Raw genomic sequence first — 21,218 nt, forward strand, 5'->3', positions numbered from 1 at the left:
GTCGCGTGGTCACGCACGGGTGGCCTCCAGTTTTCCTCGGATGTCGGCGAGCGCGCGCTTGACCAGGACGCCGGTGAGCCGGCTGCGGTATTCGGCGCTCGCGTGGATGTCGCCGGTCGGATCGACCTGCGCGCGGGCTGCGGCCTCGACGTCGGGCCACAGGTCCTCGTGCAGGGACGCGCCGGTCACCAGCGCCTCGACGTCGGTGAGCCGGTGCGGCGTGGGGGCCACTCCGGCTGCGGCGATCCGGCACGCGGTCACCACGCCCGCGGCGTCGACCTCGCACACCGCGGCCACGCCGGCGAGCGCGAAGTCCCCGCGCCGCGTCGCGAACTCGCGGAACGCCGAGAACTGGTTCGCCGGTGGACGCGGCACGCTGACCTGCAGCAGCAGCTCGTCGGGCTCGAGCGAAGTGGTGAGGTGGAACAGGAAGAACTCCTCCGCCGGCACCTCGCGCACCCCGCGCGACGAAGCGATCGTGAAGGTCGCGTCGAGCACCGAGAGCACGCTCGGCAGCTCCGCCGCCGGGTCGGCGTGGGCGAGGCTGCCGCAGATGGTGCCGCGGTTGCGGATCTGCGGGTGCGCCACCTGCTGCAACGCCTCGGTGAGCACCGGCAGCGCGGCGGCGGCCTCGGCCGAGCGTTCGACGCGGCGCTGCCGCACGAGCAGCGGGATCGTGATGCGCGTGTCGCCGAACGTCGGCTCGGCGTACTCGGCGCCGACGCGGTTCACGTCGACCAGGTGCTCGAAGCGCGCCAGGCGGAAGTTGAGCATCGGCATCAGGCTCTGGCCGCCGGCCAGCACCTTCGCGTCGTCGCCGTAGACCTGCAGCGTCGCGAGCGCCTCGTCGAGGCTGCGTGGCGAGTGGTAGGTGAACCTGCCGGGTTTCATGCGGTCTCCGTGCCGGCCGTGCCGGTCTTCAGGTGTGCCCGCACACGCTCGGCGAGCGCGGGCCGTTCGATCAGGGACATGTGCCGCAGGCCGGTCTGGATCTCCAGCTCGGCACCGGGGATGCCGTCGGCCAGCGCGGCCGCCATCTCCGGCGGCGTCGCGTAGTCGTGCTCACCGACGAGCACGAGCGTGCTCGCGGTGACCGACGGCAGCAGCGAACGGGAGTCCATCTCCCCCATCGCGATCGACGCCGCGGCGTGCGCCTCGCTGTTGGTGCGCAGGAAGATCTTCACGATCCGGTCGGCCTCGTTCGGGTTCGCCTCGCGGAACTCCGGGGAGAACCAGCGGTCCAGCTGGAACGCCACCTGCTTCGAGCGCGGCACGGACACGGCCTTCTCCGCGCGCTCGGCCCACACCCGCGGCGCGTCGTCGCCGTAGTACGCCGTGGTGTCGGCGAGCACGAGCGAACGCACCCGGCCCGGGAAGCGGCCGGCGAAGTTCACGCCCACGCTGCCGCCCATCGACAGGCCCAGCAGGGAGACGGTCTCCAGCCCAAGCGAGTCGAGGGCGGCGCCGAGGTCGTCGGCCAGGTCGGCGATCGAGAACGGCTTGCCGTCCCAGGACGACTCGCCGTGGCCGCGCAGATCGAACGCGAACACCTGGAACTCGTCGGCGAGCGCCTCGGCCAGCGGCGTCCACAGCTCGCCGGAGGTGGCGAGCGGGTGCAGCAGCACCACGGGCTCGCCCGCGCCCCAGCGGCGGACCGCCAGCGGGCCCGCGGTCGAGGCGGACGGGATCATGCGGGCCTCCGGAAGATCTTCTCGGCGTTGGTGCGCAGGATCGCCTCGGTGTCGCTTTCGGACAGTCCGGCGTCCAGCACGGTGTGCACGGGACGCGGGTCGCCCAGCGCGAACGGGTAGTCGCTGCCGAGCACCACGTGGTCGGAGCCGACGAGCCCGGTGAGGAAGCGGATGGCGGGCGCGGACAGGGCGACGGTGTCGTAGACGAAGTCCCGCAGGTAGTCCGACGGCTTCTCCCGCTCCAGCTCCCCCGCGTAGGCCTCCTTGGTGCGGTAGCCGCCGTCGAGCCGGCTCGCCTGGTACGGCAGGAACCCGCCGCCGTGCACGAGGATCACCTTGAGGCCGGGGTGGCGGTCGAGCAGTCCGTGGAGGATGAGTTCGGTCACGGCGACGGTGTTGTCGATCAGCCGGCCGTGGACGTTGCCCATGGTGCCGAGCGTGGCGAGCTCACCCGAGGGCCCGTACGTGGGCGGGTGCAGCACCACCGGGATCTCCTCGCGCGCGGCGACCGTCCACAGTGGCTCGAAGTTCTCCTCGTGCGGCGCCGAGCCGGTGAGCGGGTCGGTGCTCAGCATGACGCCGGTGAACTCCGGGCGCTTCCACACCTCCAGCAGGTCGGCGGCGGCCTGCTCGCCGTCGTCGGTGGCCACGGACGCCAGCGCGGTCGTGCCGCCGCCGAGCTCGGCCACCGACTCGGCCATCGCGTCGTTGACCGTGCGGGCCCAGTCGCGCGCGGCGGGCGGTTCGAGGAACGCCGACTGGATGTCCATCCACGGCGAGACGACCTGGGTGGCCACCCCCGTCTGGCCGCGCCAGCCGGCCCGCGGGCCGGTCTCGTTCATCCGCGCGCCGATCGGGCGGGTCTCGCCCATGCCGGGCACGTCGACGACCCAGCCCTTCTCAGTGCGCCGGGCGCTGAAGCCGCACGCGGGCGCCTTCTCGAGCGCCGCGAGCAGCGACGGCGGGACGATGTGCGCGTGCGTGTCGAGGACCGGGTAGGGGACGATCTCGTCGCTGTCCGTCCGACTCACCTCTCAGTGCCGAAGACCACGTGTGGGAAAACTCGCTGTTCCTCGACGCTAGGTGGCCAGGACAGGGGCAACCAGCGCGCTTTGCTGTCGGCCCCGGTAAGCAGTTCTTACAGCGCCCCCCTCGCGCGAGTGGGACCCGGCGTGATGCGATGACCGGAGCCCGGCACCACGACCGGGTGAACAGCGAAAGGCGGGTGCCCGTTGACGGGGACAGGACTGCCGCGGCGCAACGTCGTCGTGGCCATCACCGGTGCGAGCGGTGCGTGTTACGGCGTGCGCATTCTGCAACTGCTCCGCGAGCGCCCGGACTTCTCGACGCATCTCATCCTGTCGAAGGCCGGGATCGTGACGTTGCGGCACGAATGCGACCTGTCCGCCGAGGACGTGCGCGAGCTGGCCGACGTCACGCACCGGCCCGGCGAGATCGGCGCGACCATCGCGTCGGGCTCGTTCCCCGTGGAGGCCATGGTGGTGGCCCCGTGCTCGATCAAGACGCTCTCGGCCATCGCCACCGGCTACACCGACGACCTGGTCGCCCGTGCCGCCGACGTGTGCCTCAAAGAGGGCAGGCCACTGCTGCTCATGGTGCGCGAGACGCCGCTGCACCTCGGGCACCTCAAGTCGATGACCGCCGCGGCCGAAGCGGGCGCCATCATCGCGCCCCCGGTCCCCGCCTTCTATTCTCGACCCGAGACGATCGAAGACCTGGTGGACTTCACCGCCCGCCGCGCGCTCGCCCGGGTGGGCCTGTGGGAGCTCGCTCCCCCGGCGTGGGACGGTGACGTGACCAGGCGCAAAGACGCTCTCACCCAAGGTGGCTGACGGCGGGACCGCGCGAGCGGTCGGGAAAGGACTCGGGTGCTCGAAGCTCGGCGACTGCAGATCTTCTCGGCGGTGGCCGAACGCGGCTCGTTCACCGCGGCCGCCGAAGCCCTGTTCATGACCCATTCCGCCGTGTCGCAGCAGATGGCGCTGCTGGAGCGGCAGCTCGGCGTGACGTTGATGATCCGCGGCCCGCGCGGCATCGAGCTCACCGACTCCGGGCGCATCCTCGCCGAGCGCAGCACGGGCCTGCTCGGCACGATCGCGAACATCGAGCAGGAGATGGCCGACCTCAAGGCGCAGCAGTCCTACGTTCGGCTCGGCGCGTTCCCCACGGCGGGCGCGGACCTCATCCCGCGCGTGGTGCGGACGTACCAGGAGCGCTACCCGGACACGAAGATCGTGCTGCGCTCGGCCCACGCGTCCGACATGCCCGCGAACCTGCGTGACGGCTCGATTCACCTGGGCCTGGCCTGGGACTACGACTTCGACCCGCGCTCGGTGCCCGCCGACATCGAGTGGATCCACCTGGCCGACGACCCGCTGTGCGTGCTCGTGCCGGTGGACCACCCCGTGGCCGGCGAGTCCGAAGTGGAGCTGCGCGAGCTCGCGGGCGAGAGCTGGGTGGTGCGCAGCCACCGCCCGCCGTATGACGAGGCGTTCACGACGCTGTGCCGGCTCGCCGGGTTCGAACCGGACATCGGCTTCGCCACGGAGGACTACCTGTCGGCGCAGGGCCTGGTGGCGGCGGGCGTCGGCATCAGCGCGGCGCCGCGGCTCGCGCTGGTGGCCCTGCGGCCCGACGTCGTCGCCGTGGACATCGCCGGTCCCGCCCCGCGCCGGCGCATCGCGGCCGTGCGGCTGCTCAACGCGAGCCACCCCCCGGCCGCCCAGCAGATGCTCGACGTGCTGCGCGCGGCCACGACCCCCGAGGAGACCCCGTGACCGTGCCGGACGAAACCGGCGAACGGCCCGGCACCGACGTCCTGCGCCGCATCCTGCGCGACGGGCGCACCGAGATCTCGCTCGTGGACCGCATCGTCGAGGACCTCGCGGTGCAGATCATCGACGGCCGCCTGCCGCCGGGCGCCGACGTGAACTCAGTCGAGCTCGCCCGCCGCTACACCAGCAGCCGCACGCCCGTGCGCGAAGCACTGCTCACCCTGCAGCGCGAAGGCCTCGTGGACATCCCGGCGCGCCGGCGCCCGCGCGTGGCCCCGGTGACCCTCAGCCAGGCGCGCGAGATGTACGAGATCCGCGCGAGCCTGCACGGCCTGGTCAGCGAGCTGATCGTGCGCAACGCCCCGGACAGCGCCCTCGAGGTGCTGGACACGTGGCAGGCCCACCTGCGCGAGGACGCCGAACGCGGCGACGTGGACGCCTACTTCTGGCACAACGTCACGTTCCGCCAGGCCGAGGCGGAGGTCGCGGGCAACCACCAGCTCACCCGCCTGCTCGGATCACTGGGCCTGCGCACCCTCCAGCTGCGCCACGTGAGCCTGTCGCTGCCCGGTCGCCTCACGCGCTCCGTGGACGACCACGAGCGGCTCCTGGAGGCCTACCGCGACCGCGACGCCCCGCTGGCCGTGGCGCTGACGAGGTCCATCATCACGGCCGGGCTGCAGGCGATAGAGGAGTCCGGCTGGTCGGGGCTGCAGGTCGAGCGCTCCCCCGGCCCTCTCACCTGACACGCACCCATTCCGCCTCGGCTGCGTTGAACAAGGTCGCCTAATGAAAGAGCTCGGCTGGGTGCACGAGCAGGCGGATCACCTCCACGGACGCGATGCACCGGCTCTCAGGTAGCGCGATCGGCGGGCCAGCCGGAATCGACCCGAACGCGGATCTCGCCTGGTTGGACACCACCTTGAACAGCAAGGCCCGGCCGGTCCGCGAGTGGCTCGGCGCGCGTGATCCGGACCTGCGCACCAAGGTCGAACGGACGGCGATTCGCTTGGCGGCCTATGTCGGCGACACCGCGCCCAGAGCAGGGTGCGGCAGCCGAGTCACTTGCCTGACGTCTACGCATCCCACCGACGCCCGGTCACACTCATGCAACCAAATATGACTTCGCCTTGGCTGCGCTCCACGCAACCCATGCCGCGTTCGGTGTGGCCAACGCACCGAGCGCCCCGTGGTGGTGGCCGGCCGGACGCGGGTGACCGGCGCCTGTGCGCGGGTCGGGGCCTCGCGCGCACAGACGGCGGTTACGCGCGCCCGGCCGGGATGCCGGGCACTGCCTCACACCTGGCCGGACCGCTCGATCGCGCGGTAGCCCCGCAGCACCAGCGAGCGGCTGACCGCCGCGGCGAGCGGCGCGTCGCGGTCGGCGTAGGCGTTGACGAGGCGCTCGTGGTCGGCGACCGAGTGCAGCAGCCGGCCCGGCAGCGACAGGCTCAGGTGCCGGAAGCGGTGCATCTGCAGGCCCAGTGAGGACAGCCGCCGCTGCAGCTCGCCGTTCTGCGAGAGGCTCGCCTCCGCGTTGCGGAACCCGACGTTGTGCCAGAAGTAGCCGTGGACGTCGCCGCGTTCGGCGTCGTCGGCCAGCACCTTCTGCCAGCGGCGCAGGCCGTCGATCTCCTCGTCCGTGGCGCGGGCGACGACCAGCTCGCTGACCAGCCCGTAGAGGCTGCCCCGGATCTCGTAGATCTCCCGCACCTGCCGCATGTCCACCGGCGAGACGTACGGCCGCCGCCGCGGCGGCACGATCACCAGCGACTCCCGTTCCAGCAGGAGCAGCGCCTCCCGCACCGGGGTGCGGGAGGTGCTGAACCGCCGGGCCAGCTCGGCCGAGTTGACCTCGTGGCCGGGCCGGAGCCTCCCCTCCACGATGCTCGTGGCGAGCTCGCGGAAGATCGTGAACGCGAGCGACGAGTCGCCGTCGGACCCGCGCAACGCGCTGAACAACAGCTCCTTCCGCAGGTCCTCGACGCCCGCGTCGGTCACTAGCCGAGCACCTCGGGCCAGCGCCTGGTCACCGAAGCCACCAGGTCGTCGGTCGACTCGGCCACCGCCGGGAAGTCCTTGAGCCGCTCGAACGGCCGGCACGCGTCGATCACCGCGCGGCTGTTGAACGGGATCTCGCCCGGCAGCGTAAGCGGGTCGACCCGGCTGCCCCACGTCCGCTTCATGACCTCGATGTCGAGCTCGGGGTTGGTGCGCCCGCACATCGCCCACACGACCTCGCCGAGGTCACGCGGGTTCACGTCGTGGTCCACCACCACCGTGAAGCGGTTCATGTACGCGGCGTTCGGCAGCTGCGCCGTGAGGTACGCGGCCTGGCGCGCGTGCCCCGGGTACTTCTGCTCGATCGCCACGATCAGCAACGACCGCCCGCCGCCGGCTTCGTGCGCCCACACGGCGCGCACGCCGGGCAGCCCCGTCTTGCGCAGCGAGTCGGTGATGATCGCGGACTTCATCACGGTGCGCATGTACGAGTAATCGTGCGGCGGCTTGCCCGGAGGCGCCCCGAGCAGGATCGGGTCGTCGCGGTAGTAGACCTTCTCGATGTCGATCGCGAGGATCGGGTCCTGCGAACCGGAGTAGTACCCGGTCCACTCGCCGAACGGGCCCTCCGGGCGCGTCTCGGCCGGGCGCACCCAGCCCTCGATCGCGATCTCCGCGTCGTGCGGCAGCGGCAGGCCCGTGGCCAGGCCCGCGATCGTGCGCACCGGCGAACCGGTCATCGCGCCGACGTAGTCGTACTCCGACACGTCGGCGGGCACCTCGACGCCGGCCGCCACCAGGTAGGCCGGGTGGTGGCCGAGCGACGCGGCGATCGGCGCGCGGCCCTCGGCCTCGAACCAGCGGCGCAGGTGCTGCGCGCCGTGCTTGCCGGCCTCGATGTTCACCGTCGCCGAGCGGCCCCCGTCCTGCACCTGCATGCGGTAGGCGCCGAGGTTGATCCGGCCGGTGTCGTAGTCGCGGGTGACTACAGCGCAGCCCGTGCCGATGTAGCGCCCGCCGTCGCCCTCGTGCCAGCGCGGCACGGGGAACTTCAGCAGGTCCACCTCGTCGTCCACATGGGACAGCAGCGGCCCGTCGGCCACCGTGACCGCGCGGAACTCGGCGGCGTCGGCCGCCCACTGGCCCGGCTTCACCGCGAGGGACTCCATGAGGTCCTCGTCGGTGTTGTCCCAGCCGAGGCCGAGCACGGAGCCGAGCAGCCGCGGGTTGCTCACCGAACCGGACAGCACACGCGAGCCCGCGGAGTAGTCCTTGATGGAGTCGAACAGCATCGCCTTCGGCTTGCTGCGCCGGTAGTTGACCTGCGAGAGCGCGCCGATCTCCAGCTCCCAATGGGCGCCCTCGATCGGCTGGACCTCGCCTTCGCGCTCGGCTTCGGCGAGCCAGCGCCGCAGGTCGGGACCGGTGTCGTTCATGCTGCTCCTCGTCGCGTGTGGGCCTGGACGTACTCGGTGGCCGCGTCTGCGGTGATCACGTCGGCGTACTTCTGGTTGAGGTCGAACAGGCTCAGCCAGTGCGAGGACTCGAACCGGTCGAAGCACAGGTCGCCGACCACGCCCACGCGGTAGCCGCGGCTGCACGCGTCGACCACCGTCGAGCGCACGCAGCCGCTGGTCGCCTCACCGACCACGAGCAGCGTGTCGTAGCCCCCCGCCCGGAGGATGGTGTCGAGCGGGGTCTCGAAGAAGCAGCTCGGGCCGATCTTCCTCAGCACGATGTCACCCTCGGCCGGGGCCACCTCGGCGACGATGGCGTTGCCGTCCACCGCGCGCGGCTTCGGCGCGAGCGCCGGAGCCGGTTTGCGGTTCCAGCGCCCGTATTCCGGTGGAGTGGCGTGGAAGTACGCCACGCGCACGCCGGCGTCGCGGGCCGCCCGCAGGAACGGCGCGGTGCGGTCCACGACCTCCCAGCCCTGCGCTCCGCACGAGCTGGGCCAGTCGGCGACCGACTCCACGATGTCGGCGCGCGGCAGGCCGAGCGCGGCGTAGTAGAGGTCGACGGCCACGACCAGCGGGCGCGAGCCGAGGCCGAAGGGCGCCTGCTTGGCCCACGACGTCGCCGCGAGCACGGCCCGGTCGCGCTCGGTCAGGTAGGGCGCCCAGCCGTCCTCGAAGACGGCCGCGGCCGTCTTCGGCACGCTCATGCCGCCGCCAGCGTGCTGTCGATGTACTTCGTGACGTCCGCGGGCGGGGTCGACTTCGCGTTGTGCGCCGCTTCGTCGAACGCCTGCTTGATCACCTTGGGGTCCACCTCCGGGGTCTGCGACCACACCGTCAGGAAGAAGTCGTACGCGTAATTGGCGAGGTCGTCGCTCTGCACCCCGCTGTACTTCTTGATCGCCTTGACGGTCTCGGCCTTGTGGCCGCGCAGGTACTGCAGCGACTCGGCTTCCGCGGCGTAGAACCGTTTCACCGCTTCGCGGTTGTTCTGCAGGAACTTGTTCTGCACGGTGTACGCGCCGAGCGGGAACTGGAGATCGGCCAGCGAAGCCAGGCGGTGTGCGCCCTTCTCACGGCTCTGCGTGCCGTTGGGCGGCTGGGTCAGCAGCGCGGACACCGCACCGCTGCCGAGCGCCGCGACCTCGGCGGGCACGCTCTTCACGAACACCGCCTGCACGTCTTCCCGCTTCATGCCGTTGGCCTCGAGCAGGTCGGTCAGCCCGAAGTCGCTCTGCGAGCCCGGTGAGGAGATCGCGACCTTCTTGCCCTTGAGGTCCTTGATGGTCTTGATGTCGGGGCTGGCCCACATCTCGAGGTTGTAGTGCGGCTCCGACATCGCCACGTACTTGAGGTCGGCGCCCTTCATGATCGCGGCGGCGGAGTCCGCCGCGACGCCGACCCCGATGTTCACGCTGTTGCTCGACAGCGCGGCCACCAGCTGCGAGCTGTCGTTGAGCCGGTTGAGCGTGACCTTGAGGCCGTGCTTGGCGAAGATGCCTTCGTCCTGGGCCACGTACAGGTCGGAGTACCCCGCGCCGAGCGCGGTGTAGCCGATGGTGATCGGCAGGGCGCCGTTGGCGTCGGCCTTGACGGGGGCGGTGCCGCCGCCCTTGCCGGCACAGCCGGTGAGACCGAGCGCCAGCGCCGCGGCGGCCGCGACCGCCGAGAGGATCTTCTTGTTCACTGCGAACCTGCCCAGTGGGTGAAGCGGCGTTCGATCATCCGCACGGCGCCGTTGAGCAGCAGCGCGACGACGGCGAGGATGATGATGCCGGCCATGGCGTTGTCCATGTTGAAATTCGAGGTCTGGGTCTGGACGAAGTACCCGAGACCTTGGCTCGCGAGGAACAGCTCCGCGACGATCGCGCCGACCAGCGCGCGGCCGACGGCGAGGCGCACCCCGGCGAGGATGTACGGCAGCGTCGCGGGCAGCGCGATGGCGTAGAAGAACCGCAGCCGCGGCGTGCAGAACACGGTCGCCACCCGGGTGTAGTCGCGGTCGAGGTTCCGCACGCCGGCGGTGATGTTGATGATGAGCGGCAGGATCGCGGCCCAGATGATCACCAGGATGCGCGAGACGTCGCCGATGCCGAACCAGAAGATGATGATCGGCAGGAACATCACGTACGGCACGGAGTAGAGGATGTTGACCATCGGCTCGGTCATGTCGTGGAGGATCTTGCTGCGGCCCAGCACGAGACCCACCGGGATGCCGACCACGAACGTGATCAGCAGGCCCCACAGCAGTTCGAGGCCGGTCGCGCCGAGCGCGGGCCAGATTTCGCCCGAGCCGAACAGGTCGATCTCGGCCCCGACGATGCGCGTCGGGCTGCTGCTGAAGGAGACGTCGACGACACCGGTGGCGGTGCACACCTGCCACAGCACCAGAACGATGACGAGCCCGGCCGCGCCGAGCAGGCCGCTACGCCGGCGCTGAACCCAGGCGGACAGTCCCCTGGACTCCGCTGCCGCGGTCGGCCCGGGCGTGCTCGGCGGCCTGGTCAGTGTTGACGCCGTTGTCATGGTTCCTCGCTGAGTCTTCCGCAGCCGCGGAGTCCTGGGTGGGGTGGGGGTTCACGCTCTCGTCGGCCGGTTTGTGGTGCAGCGCCTCGAGAATCCGGTCGCCGTAGGCGAGGAACTCCGAGCTGCGCCGCCAGGCCGCGTCCCGCGGGCGGGGCGCGTCGATCTTCACCTCGAGGGCGACGTGGGCCGGGGACTGGGAGAACACGAGCACGCGGTCGGCCAGCAGCACGGCCTCGTTCACGTCGTGGGTCACGAACATCGCCGTCTTCTTGGCGCTGACGGTGTCCGCCTGCCAGATGCGCAGGAGCTCGTCCTGCAGGTTCTCGCGCGTCTGCGCGTCGAGCGCACCGAAGGGCTCGTCGAGCAGCAGCAGGGTGGGGTCGGTGGCCAGGGCCCGCGCGAGGTTCACGCGCTGCTTCATGCCGCCGGACAGCTCGTGCGGATACTTGCCGGTCACGTGGGACAGGCCCACGATCTCCAGCAGTTCCTCGGCCCGGGCCCGGACCTGCCGCGTGAGCCGGCCCTGCACCTGCGGTCCGAAGAGGACGTTGTCCAGCACCGTGCGCCACGGGTAGAGCGAGGCGTGCTGGAACACCAGCGATCGTTCGGGGCCGGGTCCCTTGACGGCCTTGCCGCCCACTTCGAGCGCACCGCCGGCGACCGGGACCAGCCCGGCGACGGCTTCGAGGAACGTGGTCTTGCCGCACCCGCTGGGCCCGACGATGACCACGAACTCCTCGTCCATGATCTGGAGGTTGAGGTCGAGGACCGCCGTGGAGAACGCGTTGCCGCGCCGGGCTTTGTGGCCCAGCAGCAGGTCACGCGCGTCCAGACATACATTCGACGAGGTCATCGGCCGACCGCCACCCCAACCGGTCGGACTTCTGGGTTGCTCACTACTGCTCCTCCTTGCTGATGGCTGCACTGCTATTCGCAAGGTGTCGACACTTCGGGAGAGTCTCTGCCCCAGCCCAGGCTGTGTCAAGGGTCGCAGTGAGACGATGGCCATGATCGACCGGAAAAAAGATCTTTCCCGATAAGGAAAATTACTGGTCACGCAAGCGAAGCGGCGCCTCGATTCCCCTCGGTACGGATCGTCCTGTTACCGAGGTGTCATCGCCCCGGAGGCCTTAACTGTCGACACTAGCCACTTCGGTCGACCGTCAGCGGGCCGCCCGCAGCAGCGCGGCGGCCGTGGCGAACGCGCCTTCGAGGTCGTGGACGAGGCCGCTGAGCACGTCGTCGAGCCCGCGCAGCCCGGCGCGCTCGATGAGGGTCTTCTCGTTCGTGACCCACTCGCCCCGCCCGGCGAGCACGGCGTGCGCGGTCTGCAGCGCCGCGACGCCCACCGACGCCGCGGTCTCGGTGGTGTGCCCGCGCTCGACGTGCGCGCTCTTCGCGTAGCCGAGCGTCTGCTCCGCCGAGGCGCGCCAGAACCTCGGCGCGCTCTCCCGCAGCGCCGGCGGGTACTCCGGACGCGGCAGGGTGCCACGCAGCACCTGGTTGATGGCCAGCTCGGCCACCACGAGGTAGCTCGGGATGCCGGCGAGGTGGAAGGCGAGCGGCTCCCAGTGGAAGCGCCCGGCACGCGCTTCGGCCAGCTCGTGCTCGACGGAGCCGAGGTCGCGGTAGTGCACGTCGACGCGGCGGCGGTCGATCGTGAGCCAGGCGCCGCCGTTGAACACCCCGCCACCCCACTCGCCGAGCTCGGACACCTCACCGGGGTAACCGAGCGCGCGCAGGTCGCCGGGGTCGAACGTGCCGCGGTAGTAGACCGCCACGTCCCAGTCGCTGTCCGGGCCGGCGCTGCCCTGGGCGCGCGATCCGCCCAGCGCGACCGCCTCGACCCCGGGCAGCGCGCCCAGCACGTCGGCCACCTGGTCGGCAAAGATTTTCCCGATGTTGTCCGGCATCGTCCGAACATGCCATGAACCCGGCGGATGATCGCTACGATTTCGCCGCTTTCCGCACTCGACCTGGGGGTCCCCGCACATGAACCACTTCCGCGCGCCTGTGGCACTCGCCGCGGCCGCGACCGCGTTCGCGCTGGTCACGGCACCCGCCACCGCGGCGGCCACGCCGTTCAGCTCGACGATCTTCAAGGCCACCCACAACAGCTACTCCGGCGACGTGGACGGCGCCAAGGGCTCGATCGCCTACCAGCTCGACCACGGCATCCGCTTCGTCGAGTTCGACGTCCACGACAACGGCTACGCCACCACCCACGACTACGGCATCGGGCACGGCAGCCCGGGCGACCTCGTCGACCACGCCGGCAACCCCGCGTCGGACAACCTGCGTGACTGGCTCGCCGTGGTGAACACCTGGTCGGCCGCGCACCCCACGGCCGCGCCGATCGTGGTGATGCTCGACCTCAAGGACGACCTCACCGACAACACCTCCTTCGCCGCCGGCAACCTGGCCGCGGTCAACCAGGAGCTGCAGGCCGCCTTCGGCCCGCGGCTCCTGCTCGCCGCCGACTACCCGGCCGGCGCGACCACGGACTCGTTGCGCGGCAAGGTGCTCACGCTGCTCTCGGGTGACAGCGGCACGCGCGCCGAGTACCGCCGCGACGTCGGGTACCACCCGGCGGTGGCGATCAACGGCAGCGGCCAGGTCGTGGAGGTGCACGACTCCGGCGCCGGCGCGCTCTGGTACTGGACCGGCACGTACGGCGCCGACGGCCGCGTGACCTGGAACCGCCACGGCCGCTACGACAGCGGCCAGACCCCGGCGATCGCGCTCGACGACTCCGGCAGGCTCGTCGAGGTCCACCAGTCGCAGACCGCGGCCACCCTCTGGTCCCACACGGCGAAGCTCGGCGCCGACGGCGAGCTGACCTGGTCGGCGAGCCGGCAGTACGACAACGGCGTGTCCCCCACTGTCGCCTTCGCCGGCACCGGCGTGCGCGAGATCCACCGCAGCCAGTCCTCCGGCCAGAACTGGCAGTGGCAGGGCACGCTCGACGCCTCCGGCGCCGTGACCTGGAGCGGCAACGCGAAGACGGCGGACCCGCTGTTCGCCAAGGCCACCGGCACGTCGGGCACCCGCCGGGTGACCGTGTCGACCGGCGCCGACGGTCCGACGCCGGCCCAGACCCTGCGCTACGCCACCGACCGCGTCTCCGGGGAGCGCGTGCGCTACCCGCAGGTCGCGTTCGACGAGTACCAGAAGGGCGACCCGGCCGAGCTGCAGCAGGACGCGCTGTTCTACGGCGCGCCCGCCACGGAGTCGGCGTTCATCACCTCGGCCCGGCAGAGCGGGCACCTGGTCCGCGGCTGGGACTTCGACTCGGCGGGCCTGGCCACGAACCCGCCCGCGAACTACGCGGCGACCAACCACCCGTGGGACGCGTGGTACCAGACCCTCACCTCGGGCGCGGCCCAGTAAGCGCGCGACGGGCCGGGCTCCCGCACCCCGACGGTGGGAGCCCGGCCCTGTCCCCGCAGGTGCCCACGCCGATCACCGTCCCTGGCCGCCGCCCGCGGCCGTGACCGGCGCCGCACCACGTTCCCGGTTTCACCCGGTGGTCCGCGCCCGGCGGAACATCAGTGCGGCAGCGCCACCTGCTGCGCCACCACCGGACGCGGAACATCCCGTGCTTTTTCCGGCCGTTCCGCTGTGCCTTCGGCTCTCGCCGGGACCCGGGAGCAGTGCTGCTCGAACCGCTCCATCAGCACGGCGGCGACCATCAGGACCACGGGTGTACCCAACGCGAACCACATGCCGGTGAGGTACCCAGCCGCGCCGCGACCGAATCCGCTTCTGCCCCGTCCGGGGGATTCGTGTTGCCGGGCAACGAAAACGACGTTCGCGCTGCCGATCTTCGCGGCCCGGGTCATGATCGGACGGTGAGCGGGCGGCGGGCGGCGAACTTCGGCATCTGGTTCTTCGGCGCACTGGGCGGGATCCTGTGGGGCTACGACACCGGGGTGATCTCCGGCGCGTTGCTCTACATCGGCCGCGACATCCCGTTGAGCCCCATCGTGCAGGGCATGGTCGTCTCCGGGCTGCTGGCCGGGTCGATGGCCGGCGCGGGCCTCGCGGGCCGGCTGGCCGACTCGCTGGGCCGGCGCCGGATGATCCTCGGCTCGGGCGTGGTGTTCATCGTCGGCACGATCGGCGCCGCCGTGTCGGGCGCGGCGCCGATACTGGTGACGTTCCGGTTCGTGATGGGCATCGGCGTGGGGATCGCGTCGGTGGTGGTGCCGATGTACCTGTCGGAGCTGGCGCCGAAGCAGGTGCGCGGCAAGCTCACCTCGCTGATGCAGCTGCTGGTCACCGTCGGCATCCTCGTCGCCTACATCGCCGACTACGCGCTGTCGGGCTGGGGCGCGTGGCGGTGGATGATCGGCCTGGGCGTGGTGCCGGCCGTGCTGCTCGTCGCCGGGATCTACACACAGCCCGAGAGCCCGCGCTGGCTCGCGGTCAACAAGCACGACGAACGCACGGCCCGCACGGTGCTGACCCGGCTGCGCGGCAGCGACGACGCGGCCGACGCCGAGCTCGCCGACATCCGCGCCGGCGCCCGCGACGAGGCCGAGCAGGCACGGCCGTTGCGGCTGCGGATGCTCACCGGCGGCCGGCTGCGGAAGGTGTTCACGGTCGGGATGCTGCTCGTGTTCTTCCAGAACTTCGTGGGCATCAACACGATCATCTACTACGCGCCGACGCTGCTGACCAACGTGGGGTTCGGTTCGTCCGGCGCGATCCTCGCCAATGTGGGGATCGGCGCCGTGAACATGCTCATGACCCTGCCCGCGATGCGGCTCATCGACCGCGCCGGCCGGCGGCCGCTGCTGCTCGTGGGCGCGCTCGGGATGTGCGCGGCGATGGTGCTGCTGGCCGTGGTCAACCTCGGCGGGATGACGAAGGGTCCGCTGCTGCTCGGCCTGACGCTGGCCGGGATCGCCGTGTACGTCGCGTCGTTCTCGGTTTCGTGGGGCCCGGTGCAGTGGGTCGCGCTGCCGGAGCTGTTCCCCTTGCGGATCCGCGCGGCGGCCGTGAGCGTGTGCGTGGTCTTCAACTGGCTGTTCAACCTCGCGGTCGCGCTCGTGTTCCCGCCGCTGCTCGACGCTTTCGGGGCCGGGCTCAACTTCCTGTTCTTCGCCGTGATGACGGCGCTGGCGTTCGTGTTCGTGTGGCGGCTGATGCCGGAGACGAAGGGGCGCAGCCTCGAGGACCTCGAACGCGAGCTCGTGGGTGCGTAGGCTGATCAGGTGCGGACACGACCGACCCTGACCTGGACCGGCACGGGCGAACCACTCCCGCGCACCGGAAGCGTCGCCGAGGTGGCCGAGGTCGTCTCCCGCGGCCGCGTGGTGGTGCTGAGCGGGGCGGGGATCTCCACCGAGTCCGGCATTCCCGACTACCGCGGCGAGTCCGGCAGCCTGCGCCGGCACACCCCGATGACCTACGACGAGTTCACGAGCAGCGCCGAGGGCCGCCGCCGCTACTGGGCGCGCAGCCACCTGGGCTGGCGCACCATCGCGCGCGCCGAGCCCAACTCCGGGCACCACGCCGTCGCGGCCCTGCGCGAAGCGGGCCTGCTGTCCGGCGTGATCACGCAGAACGTCGACGGCCTGCACCGCGCGGCGGGCACGCGCGGCGTGGTGGAGCTGCACGGCAACCTCGACCGCGTGATCTGCCTCGGCTGCCGCCGCACCACGCCGCGCGAGGAGCTCGACGACCGCCTGCGCGCGGCCAACCCGGACTTCGGCGGCACCGCCACCCGCATCAACCCCGACGGCGACGTCGAGCTCGCCGAGGAAGCCGTGCGCACGTTCACGCTCGTCGACTGCACCGCCTGCGCCGGTGTGCTCAAGCCCGACGTGGTGTTCTTCGGCGAGAACGTGCCGCGCCCGCGGGTCGAACGCTGTTACCGCCTGGTCGACGAGGCCGCGGCGGTGCTCGTCCTCGGCTCGTCGCTCACGGTCATGTCCGGCCTGCGGTTCGTGCGCCACGCCGCGAAAACCGGCAAACCCGTCCTCATCGTCAACCGCGGCCAGACCCGAGGCGACGCGCACGCGCAGGTCCGCGTCGACCTTCCGCTGGGCGAGGCCCTGACCGACCTGGTCGACCTCGTCGGCGGACCCGCGCGCCTCGCCTGACCCGGGCCTACCGCAGCCCGCGCGCGTCGGCCCACGCGGAGATCGACGCGGCCAGCGCGGCGGGCTGGTCCTCCGGTGTGTGGTGCCCCGCCGGCACCGCGTGGTGCGCGTGGTCGAGCGCGGCGATCGTGTCGGTGCACCACTTCCGCAGCTCCGGCCCCAGCATCACACCGGGTCCGGGCTCGAACGTCACGAGCAGCTTCGGCACGTCGGCGCTCGCCGCGAGCCACTCTCCGTAGCGCTCGATCCGGGCGACGACCTCGGCGGGTTCGCCGTCGAGCGGCATCGCGCGCGGCCACTGCAGCAACGGCAGCCGGCTCTCCCGCGTCGGATACGGCCGCAGGTACTCCTGCGAGTCCGCCGGTGCGAGCGCGCGGGACACCGAGCCGGGCAGCAGCTCGCGCAGGAACACGTTGTCGTCGAGCACCATCCGCTCGCCGACGCCCGGGGTTTTGAGCGCCCGGAACAACTCCCGGCCCGCGGCCGGGAACTCCGCCCACGTCAGGGGCTTCACGATCGTCTCCGTGAACGCGACCCCGCGCACGCGGCCCGGATGTCGCGCCGCGAAGTCGAAGGCGAGCGCACCGCCCCAGTCGTGGCCGACGAGCACGATTTCGCCGAGACCCAGGGCGTCGAACCACGCGTCGAGGTGGCGGGCGTGGTCGTCGAAGGTGTACGCCAGCGGCGGTTTTCCCGAATCGCCCATGCCGATCAGGTCGGGCGCGAGCAGGCGCCCGCCCCCGACCGCGGGCAGCACCTCACGCCAGAGGTACGAGGACGTCGGGTTGCCGTGCAGGAACACGAACGGCGCGCCACGGCCGGTTTCGCGGTGGTACACGGTCGAACCCAGCACCGGGGTGAATGGCATCTCCGCCCGCCCCTCAGCGGAACGCGGCGACGGACTCCGCCACCCACTCGGCGAACGTCCGGGCCGGGCGGCCCAGCACCCGCTGCACGTCGGGGCTCACCCGGCGCTCGGCGGGCAGCGGGGAACCCAGGACCGCCAGCGTCGCCTCGGCGATCGGCGGTGGCATGAACTCCAGCATCCCCGCGCGGGCCTCGTCCGGCGTCTGCTCGACGAACCGGACGGGCTCGCCGAGCGCGGCGCCGATCACCGCCGCCCGCTCACGCGGCGTCAGCGCCTCCGGACCGGTCACCTCGTACTCGGCGCCGTCGTGCGAGTCGTCCAGCAGTGCCGCGGCGGCGACCGCCGCGATGTCGGCCGGGTCGACGAACGGGAGCGCCACGTCGCCGAAGGGAGCTTCGACCAGACGCGAAGCGCGCACCGAAGGAGCCCACCCCAAGGTGTTGGTGGTGAATCCGCTCGGCCGCAGGATCGTCGCCGCCGGCACCGACGAGCGCACGACCTGTTCGTACGCCGTGAAAAACCCGTAAGCCTCCGGCCGGGTGGCCGCGCCCAGCGAGGACAGCAGCACGAGCCGCCGCACTCCCCCGGCCTTCGCGACGTCGGCCAGCTCCGCCGGAGCCGGGCCGCCCGGGAACAGGAACAACGCGTCGGCTCCCGCCACCACATCGCGCAGCGATTCCGGCGCCGCCAGGTCCGCGACCCGATGCACGACACCTTCGGGCAGTTCGGCCGGCGCCGTGCGCGACACCGCCGTCACGGGCACATTCGCCGCGGCCAGCGCCGCCACCAGCGGGCGGCCGACGTTCCCGGTCGCCCCCGTCACCACGATCATTTTCGTTACCCCAATCTTACGATCCACAGTGGTCACGAAGGTGCCGTGCGCGTCCCCCGACCGGAAGGACGCACCTTTAAGTAAGCTCACGACATGGAGGAATGGACGCAGTTCGCGGGCCGGTCGACCCGTGACGGGTATGAGGTGTTTCACACCGACTGCCCGGCGCGGACGGTGCTCGACCACGTCACCAGCCGCTGGGGCGTGTGGGTGCTGATCGCCTTGCGGGAGCGGGAACTGCGGTTCTTCGAGCTCCGCCGCAGCATCGAAGGCGTGAGCGAGAAGATGCTCGCGCAGACGCTGCGCACCCTCGTGCGCGACGGCCTCGTGTGGCGCCGCGTCGAGCCCACCACGCCGCCGCAGGTCACCTACGGCCTCACGCCGCTCGGCCGCGGCACCGGCGACCAGCTCTCGGCCCTGTTCTCCTGGCTGCGCGACCACGCCGTCGACATCCTCGCCACGCAGTCGGGGTACGACGAGTCCGGCGGCCGGCAGAGCGCATAGGCATGGCGGAGGAAGAACCCGGGGGCACGGCTGTCCCGAAGACCGGTCACCCCCGGCGCACGTTCCTGTTCGGCGCCGGCGCGGTCATCGCGGCTTCGGGCGCGCTCTCGGCCGCGCTGAACCACCCCGAGCCGGTGGAGGCGACCGGCGGATTCGGCGCCGACTGGCTGTTCGGCCCGTTCGTGCCCGGCTGCACCGAAGTGGACTTCGACGACCGGTCGATGACACTGGTGTCGGTGCCCCACTGCGTCACGCCGTTGTCGTGGGAGGGCTGGCACCCGAACGACTGGCAGCACCTGTGGGTGTACCGCCAGCACTTCTTCGTGCCGCCGCAGCTGCGCAAGAACCGCGCGTTCCTGCGCTTCGACGGGGTCCTCAGCGCCGCCACCGTGTACCTCAACGGCCGCCGCGTCGCCTCGCAGAGCGGGGGCTACCTGCCGCTGACGTGCGAGATCACCGGGCTGCTCACCGCCTCCGACAACGTGCTCGCCGTCGCCGTCGACGGCCGCTGGCAGCAGGACACTCCCCCGGACCTGCCGGAGTACCCGAACCCGACGGCCATCGACTTCTACCAGCCCGCCGGGATCTACCGCGCGGTCAACCTCTACGGTACGCCGCAGGCGTACCTGTCCGATGTGTACGCCCAGCAGGTCGCCGTGCTCACGCCGAACCGCGCCGTGGTGGTGCACTGCACCGTCGACGCGGCCAAGGCGGTGAAGGGACCCGTGCGGCTCACGGCGACGCTGAGCCAGGCGGGTACCGAGATCGCCACCGCGGTCACCGACATCACCGGGCTGCGCAAGGGCGAGACGAACACCACCGTCACGCTCGACGGCCTCGAGGCGGTGAAGCTGTGGGACGTCGACGAGCCGGCGATGTGCGACATCCTGGTCACGCTCTCGGTCGCCGGGCGCAAGGTCCACACCTACCCCGTGCGCACCGGGCTGCGCGACGCCCAGTTCACTGTGGACGGTTTCCGCCTCAACGGCCGCCCGCTCAAGCTCTTCGGGCTCAACCGCCACCAGTGGTACCCGTTCGTCGGCGGCGCGATGCCCGAGCGCGTGCAGCGGCGCGACGCCGAGATCCTCAAGAACGAGCTCAACGTCAACATGGTGCGCTGCTCGCACTACCCGCAGTCGCCCGCGTTCCTCGACGCGTGCGACGAGCTCGGTATCCTCGTCTGGGAGGAGCTGCCGGGCTGGGACCACGTGGGCGACACCGCGTGGCAGGAGCTCGCGGTGCGCGACGTGCACGACATGATCGTGCGCGACCGCAACCACCCGTCGATCATCGTGTGGGGCACACGCGTGAACGAGACGCTGGGCCAGTACACGCTCTACGGCAAGACCGACCAGCTGGCCGCCGAGCTCGACCCGATGCGGCCGTGCACCGGCGCCGTCGCCGGGCAGAAGGGCTATGTGTCGGCGCTGTACCCGGTGAAGGAGAACGGCGGGGTCTTCTCGTTCAACGACTACAGCCGCCCACCGTCGCGCAACGCGCCACCGCCCCTGCGCCCGCCGCGCCGCGGCGTGCCGTACCTGGTGAGCGAGGCCGTGGGCACGCTCGTGGGCGCGCCGTACTTCCGCCGCACCGACGCCGCCGACGTGCAGCGGGAGCAGAGCATGCTGCACGCGTGGGTGCACGAACACGCCGCGGCCGACCCGCGCTACTGCGGGCTGATCGCGTGGTGCGGCTTCGACTACCCGTCCGGCTGGTACCACTCGCTGCGCGGGGTGAAATACCCCGGCGTGGTCGACTTCTTCCGGATTCCCAAGCTGGGCGCGGGTTTCTACCGGGCGCAGCGGGCCCCGTCACGCGGTGCGGTGATCGAGCCCGCGTTCTACTGGGACCTCGGGCCCGGCTCGCCGCGGGGCGGACCCGGCCGCAACGCGCTGATCTGGTCGAACTGCGACCAGCTCGTGGTCACCGTCGCGGGCCGTCGGCCGGTCACCGTGCACCCCGACCGGGCGCGGTTCGGCCACCTGAAGCACCCGCCGTTCCTGGTGAACCTCACAGTGACCGGCAACGCGCGCCCGGATCTGACGATCGAGGGCCGGGTGAAGGGGCAGACGGTGCTGCGCCGCAGGTTCAGCGCCGACCCGGCGTTCGACACGCTGGCCGTGGCCGCGGACGACGGCGCCATCACCGCCGACGGCCAGGACACCACCCGCGTCACGCTCCGGTCGGTGGACCGCTACGGCGCACCGCGCCCGCACGCCCGGGGGGTGCTCAGCGTCGCGGTCGACGGGCCGGGAGTCCTGATCGGCGACCCGTTCCTGGACTTCGGCGCCCTCGGCGGCGCGGCGGCGGTGTGGATCCGCTCGATGCGCGACACCCCCGGGACGATCACCGTGACCGCGTCGCATCCGTTTCTGGACACGGGATCGGCCACGATCTCGGCGGTCTGAGCCATTCGCCGGACGCGGGTACCATC

21 protein-coding genes are annotated in these 21,218 nt (G+C 71.5%); 8 read left to right on the forward strand and 13 right to left on the reverse strand.

Features of this window, described 5'->3' with window-relative positions; all coding sequences use genetic code 11:
• Positions 1–9 precede the first annotated feature (9 nt).
• The 3 genes from AB0K15_RS31500 to AB0K15_RS31510 are packed head-to-tail and all read right to left on the reverse strand — an operon-like array spanning position 10 to position 2,722.
• Positions 10–891 (reverse strand): xanthine dehydrogenase family protein subunit M, encoded by an 882-nt coding sequence (locus AB0K15_RS31500; protein WP_364058521.1) that lies wholly within the window; start codon positions 889–891, stop codon positions 10–12.
• Positions 888–1,691, reverse strand: coding sequence for an alpha/beta fold hydrolase (locus tag AB0K15_RS31505; RefSeq protein WP_364058524.1), 804 nt, complete (start codon positions 1,689–1,691; stop codon positions 888–890). The genes AB0K15_RS31500 and AB0K15_RS31505 overlap by 4 nt, the downstream gene beginning before the upstream one ends.
• The gene (locus AB0K15_RS31510; protein WP_364058527.1) at positions 1,688–2,722 is read right to left on the reverse strand and encodes an amidohydrolase family protein; all 1,035 of its coding nucleotides are present in this window, start codon (positions 2,720–2,722) and stop codon (positions 1,688–1,690) included. The genes AB0K15_RS31505 and AB0K15_RS31510 overlap by 4 nt, the downstream gene beginning before the upstream one ends.
• 201 nt (positions 2,723–2,923) lie before the next feature.
• Here AB0K15_RS31510 and AB0K15_RS31515 point away from each other — a divergent pair, with 201 nt between their 5' ends.
• The 3 genes from AB0K15_RS31515 to AB0K15_RS31525 are packed head-to-tail and all read left to right on the forward strand — an operon-like array spanning position 2,924 to position 5,232.
• Positions 2,924–3,544, forward strand: a complete 621-nt coding sequence (locus AB0K15_RS31515) for a UbiX family flavin prenyltransferase (RefSeq protein WP_364058530.1) — start codon at positions 2,924–2,926, stop codon at positions 3,542–3,544.
• Between the two features lie 36 nt (positions 3,545–3,580).
• Complete coding sequence (locus AB0K15_RS31520) at positions 3,581–4,489, forward strand: LysR family transcriptional regulator (protein WP_364058533.1); 909 nt, start codon at positions 3,581–3,583, stop codon at positions 4,487–4,489.
• Entirely contained in the window at positions 4,486–5,232 is a 747-nt protein-coding gene (locus tag AB0K15_RS31525; RefSeq protein WP_364058536.1) for a GntR family transcriptional regulator, read from the forward strand. The genes AB0K15_RS31520 and AB0K15_RS31525 overlap by 4 nt, the downstream gene beginning before the upstream one ends.
• 550 nt (positions 5,233–5,782) lie before the next feature.
• On the opposite strand, the gene AB0K15_RS31530 is transcribed toward AB0K15_RS31525, so the two are convergent.
• The 7 genes from AB0K15_RS31530 to AB0K15_RS31560 all read right to left on the reverse strand — a co-directional run bounded on the left by AB0K15_RS31530 (position 5,783) and on the right by AB0K15_RS31560 (position 12,383).
• Positions 5,783–6,487 carry a GntR family transcriptional regulator gene (locus tag AB0K15_RS31530; protein ID WP_364058538.1) on the reverse strand — a complete coding sequence of 235 codons (705 nt, stop codon included), beginning with the start codon at positions 6,485–6,487 and terminating at the stop codon, positions 5,783–5,785.
• Positions 6,487–7,923, reverse strand: a complete 1,437-nt coding sequence (locus AB0K15_RS31535) for a UbiD family decarboxylase (RefSeq protein ID WP_364058541.1) — start codon at positions 7,921–7,923, stop codon at positions 6,487–6,489. The genes AB0K15_RS31530 and AB0K15_RS31535 overlap by 1 nt, the downstream gene beginning before the upstream one ends.
• Positions 7,920–8,651, reverse strand: a complete 732-nt coding sequence (locus tag AB0K15_RS31540; protein ID WP_364058544.1) for an isochorismatase family protein — start codon at positions 8,649–8,651, stop codon at positions 7,920–7,922. Before AB0K15_RS31540 ends, AB0K15_RS31535 begins: the two co-directional genes overlap by 4 nt.
• Entirely contained in the window at positions 8,648–9,631 is a 984-nt protein-coding gene (locus AB0K15_RS31545; RefSeq protein WP_364058547.1) for an ABC transporter substrate-binding protein, read from the reverse strand. Before AB0K15_RS31545 ends, AB0K15_RS31540 begins: the two co-directional genes overlap by 4 nt.
• Positions 9,628–10,332 (reverse strand): ABC transporter permease, encoded by a 705-nt coding sequence (locus AB0K15_RS31550; protein WP_364058550.1) that lies wholly within the window; start codon positions 10,330–10,332, stop codon positions 9,628–9,630. The genes AB0K15_RS31545 and AB0K15_RS31550 overlap by 4 nt, the downstream gene beginning before the upstream one ends.
• Positions 10,333–10,369: 37 nt before the next feature.
• Positions 10,370–11,323 carry an ABC transporter ATP-binding protein gene (locus AB0K15_RS31555; protein ID WP_364058553.1) on the reverse strand — a complete coding sequence of 318 codons (954 nt, stop codon included), beginning with the start codon at positions 11,321–11,323 and terminating at the stop codon, positions 10,370–10,372.
• A 310-nt stretch (positions 11,324–11,633) separates the two neighbouring features.
• Positions 11,634–12,383 carry a nucleotidyltransferase domain-containing protein gene (locus tag AB0K15_RS31560; RefSeq protein ID WP_364058556.1) on the reverse strand — a complete coding sequence of 250 codons (750 nt, stop codon included), beginning with the start codon at positions 12,381–12,383 and terminating at the stop codon, positions 11,634–11,636.
• A gap of 79 nt (positions 12,384–12,462) precedes the next feature.
• Between AB0K15_RS31560 and AB0K15_RS31565 the strand changes: the two genes are divergently transcribed.
• A complete protein-coding gene (locus AB0K15_RS31565) occupies positions 12,463–13,860 on the forward strand; it encodes a hypothetical protein (protein ID WP_364058559.1) in 1,398 nt (465 codons plus the stop codon).
• 158 nt (positions 13,861–14,018) lie between these two features.
• Here the strand turns inward: AB0K15_RS31565 and AB0K15_RS31570 are convergent, their stop codons facing one another.
• The gene (locus AB0K15_RS31570; protein ID WP_364058562.1) at positions 14,019–14,312 is read right to left on the reverse strand and encodes a hypothetical protein; all 294 of its coding nucleotides are present in this window, start codon (positions 14,310–14,312) and stop codon (positions 14,019–14,021) included.
• A gap of 9 nt (positions 14,313–14,321) precedes the next feature.
• Here AB0K15_RS31570 and AB0K15_RS31575 point away from each other — a divergent pair, with 9 nt between their 5' ends.
• Together AB0K15_RS31575 and AB0K15_RS31580 are read left to right on the forward strand one after the other, a co-directional pair.
• On the forward strand, positions 14,322–15,680 hold the full coding sequence (locus tag AB0K15_RS31575; RefSeq protein ID WP_364058565.1) for a sugar porter family MFS transporter: 1,359 nt from the start codon (positions 14,322–14,324) through the stop codon (positions 15,678–15,680).
• Between the two features lie 9 nt (positions 15,681–15,689).
• A complete protein-coding gene (locus AB0K15_RS31580; protein WP_364058568.1) occupies positions 15,690–16,580 on the forward strand; it encodes an NAD-dependent protein deacetylase in 891 nt (296 codons plus the stop codon).
• A 7-nt stretch (positions 16,581–16,587) separates the two neighbouring features.
• Here the strand turns inward: AB0K15_RS31580 and AB0K15_RS31585 are convergent, their stop codons facing one another.
• Positions 16,588–17,448 carry a haloalkane dehalogenase gene (locus AB0K15_RS31585; RefSeq protein ID WP_364058571.1) on the reverse strand — a complete coding sequence of 287 codons (861 nt, stop codon included), beginning with the start codon at positions 17,446–17,448 and terminating at the stop codon, positions 16,588–16,590.
• A 13-nt stretch (positions 17,449–17,461) separates the two neighbouring features.
• Positions 17,462–18,280 carry an NAD(P)H-binding protein gene (locus AB0K15_RS31590; RefSeq protein WP_364058574.1) on the reverse strand — a complete coding sequence of 273 codons (819 nt, stop codon included), beginning with the start codon at positions 18,278–18,280 and terminating at the stop codon, positions 17,462–17,464.
• A 93-nt stretch (positions 18,281–18,373) separates the two neighbouring features.
• Between AB0K15_RS31590 and AB0K15_RS31595 the strand changes: the two genes are divergently transcribed.
• Positions 18,374–18,784 (forward strand): helix-turn-helix domain-containing protein, encoded by a 411-nt coding sequence (locus tag AB0K15_RS31595; protein WP_364058577.1) that lies wholly within the window; start codon positions 18,374–18,376, stop codon positions 18,782–18,784.
• Between the two features lie 2 nt (positions 18,785–18,786).
• On the forward strand, positions 18,787–21,192 hold the full coding sequence (locus AB0K15_RS31600; RefSeq protein ID WP_364058580.1) for a glycoside hydrolase family 2 TIM barrel-domain containing protein: 2,406 nt from the start codon (positions 18,787–18,789) through the stop codon (positions 21,190–21,192).
• The last annotated feature ends 26 nt before the right edge of the window (positions 21,193–21,218 follow it).

Origin of the sequence: Amycolatopsis sp. NPDC049253 (assembly GCF_040678995.1) — a bacterium.
GTDB lineage: Bacteria > Actinomycetota > Actinomycetes > Mycobacteriales > Pseudonocardiaceae > Amycolatopsis.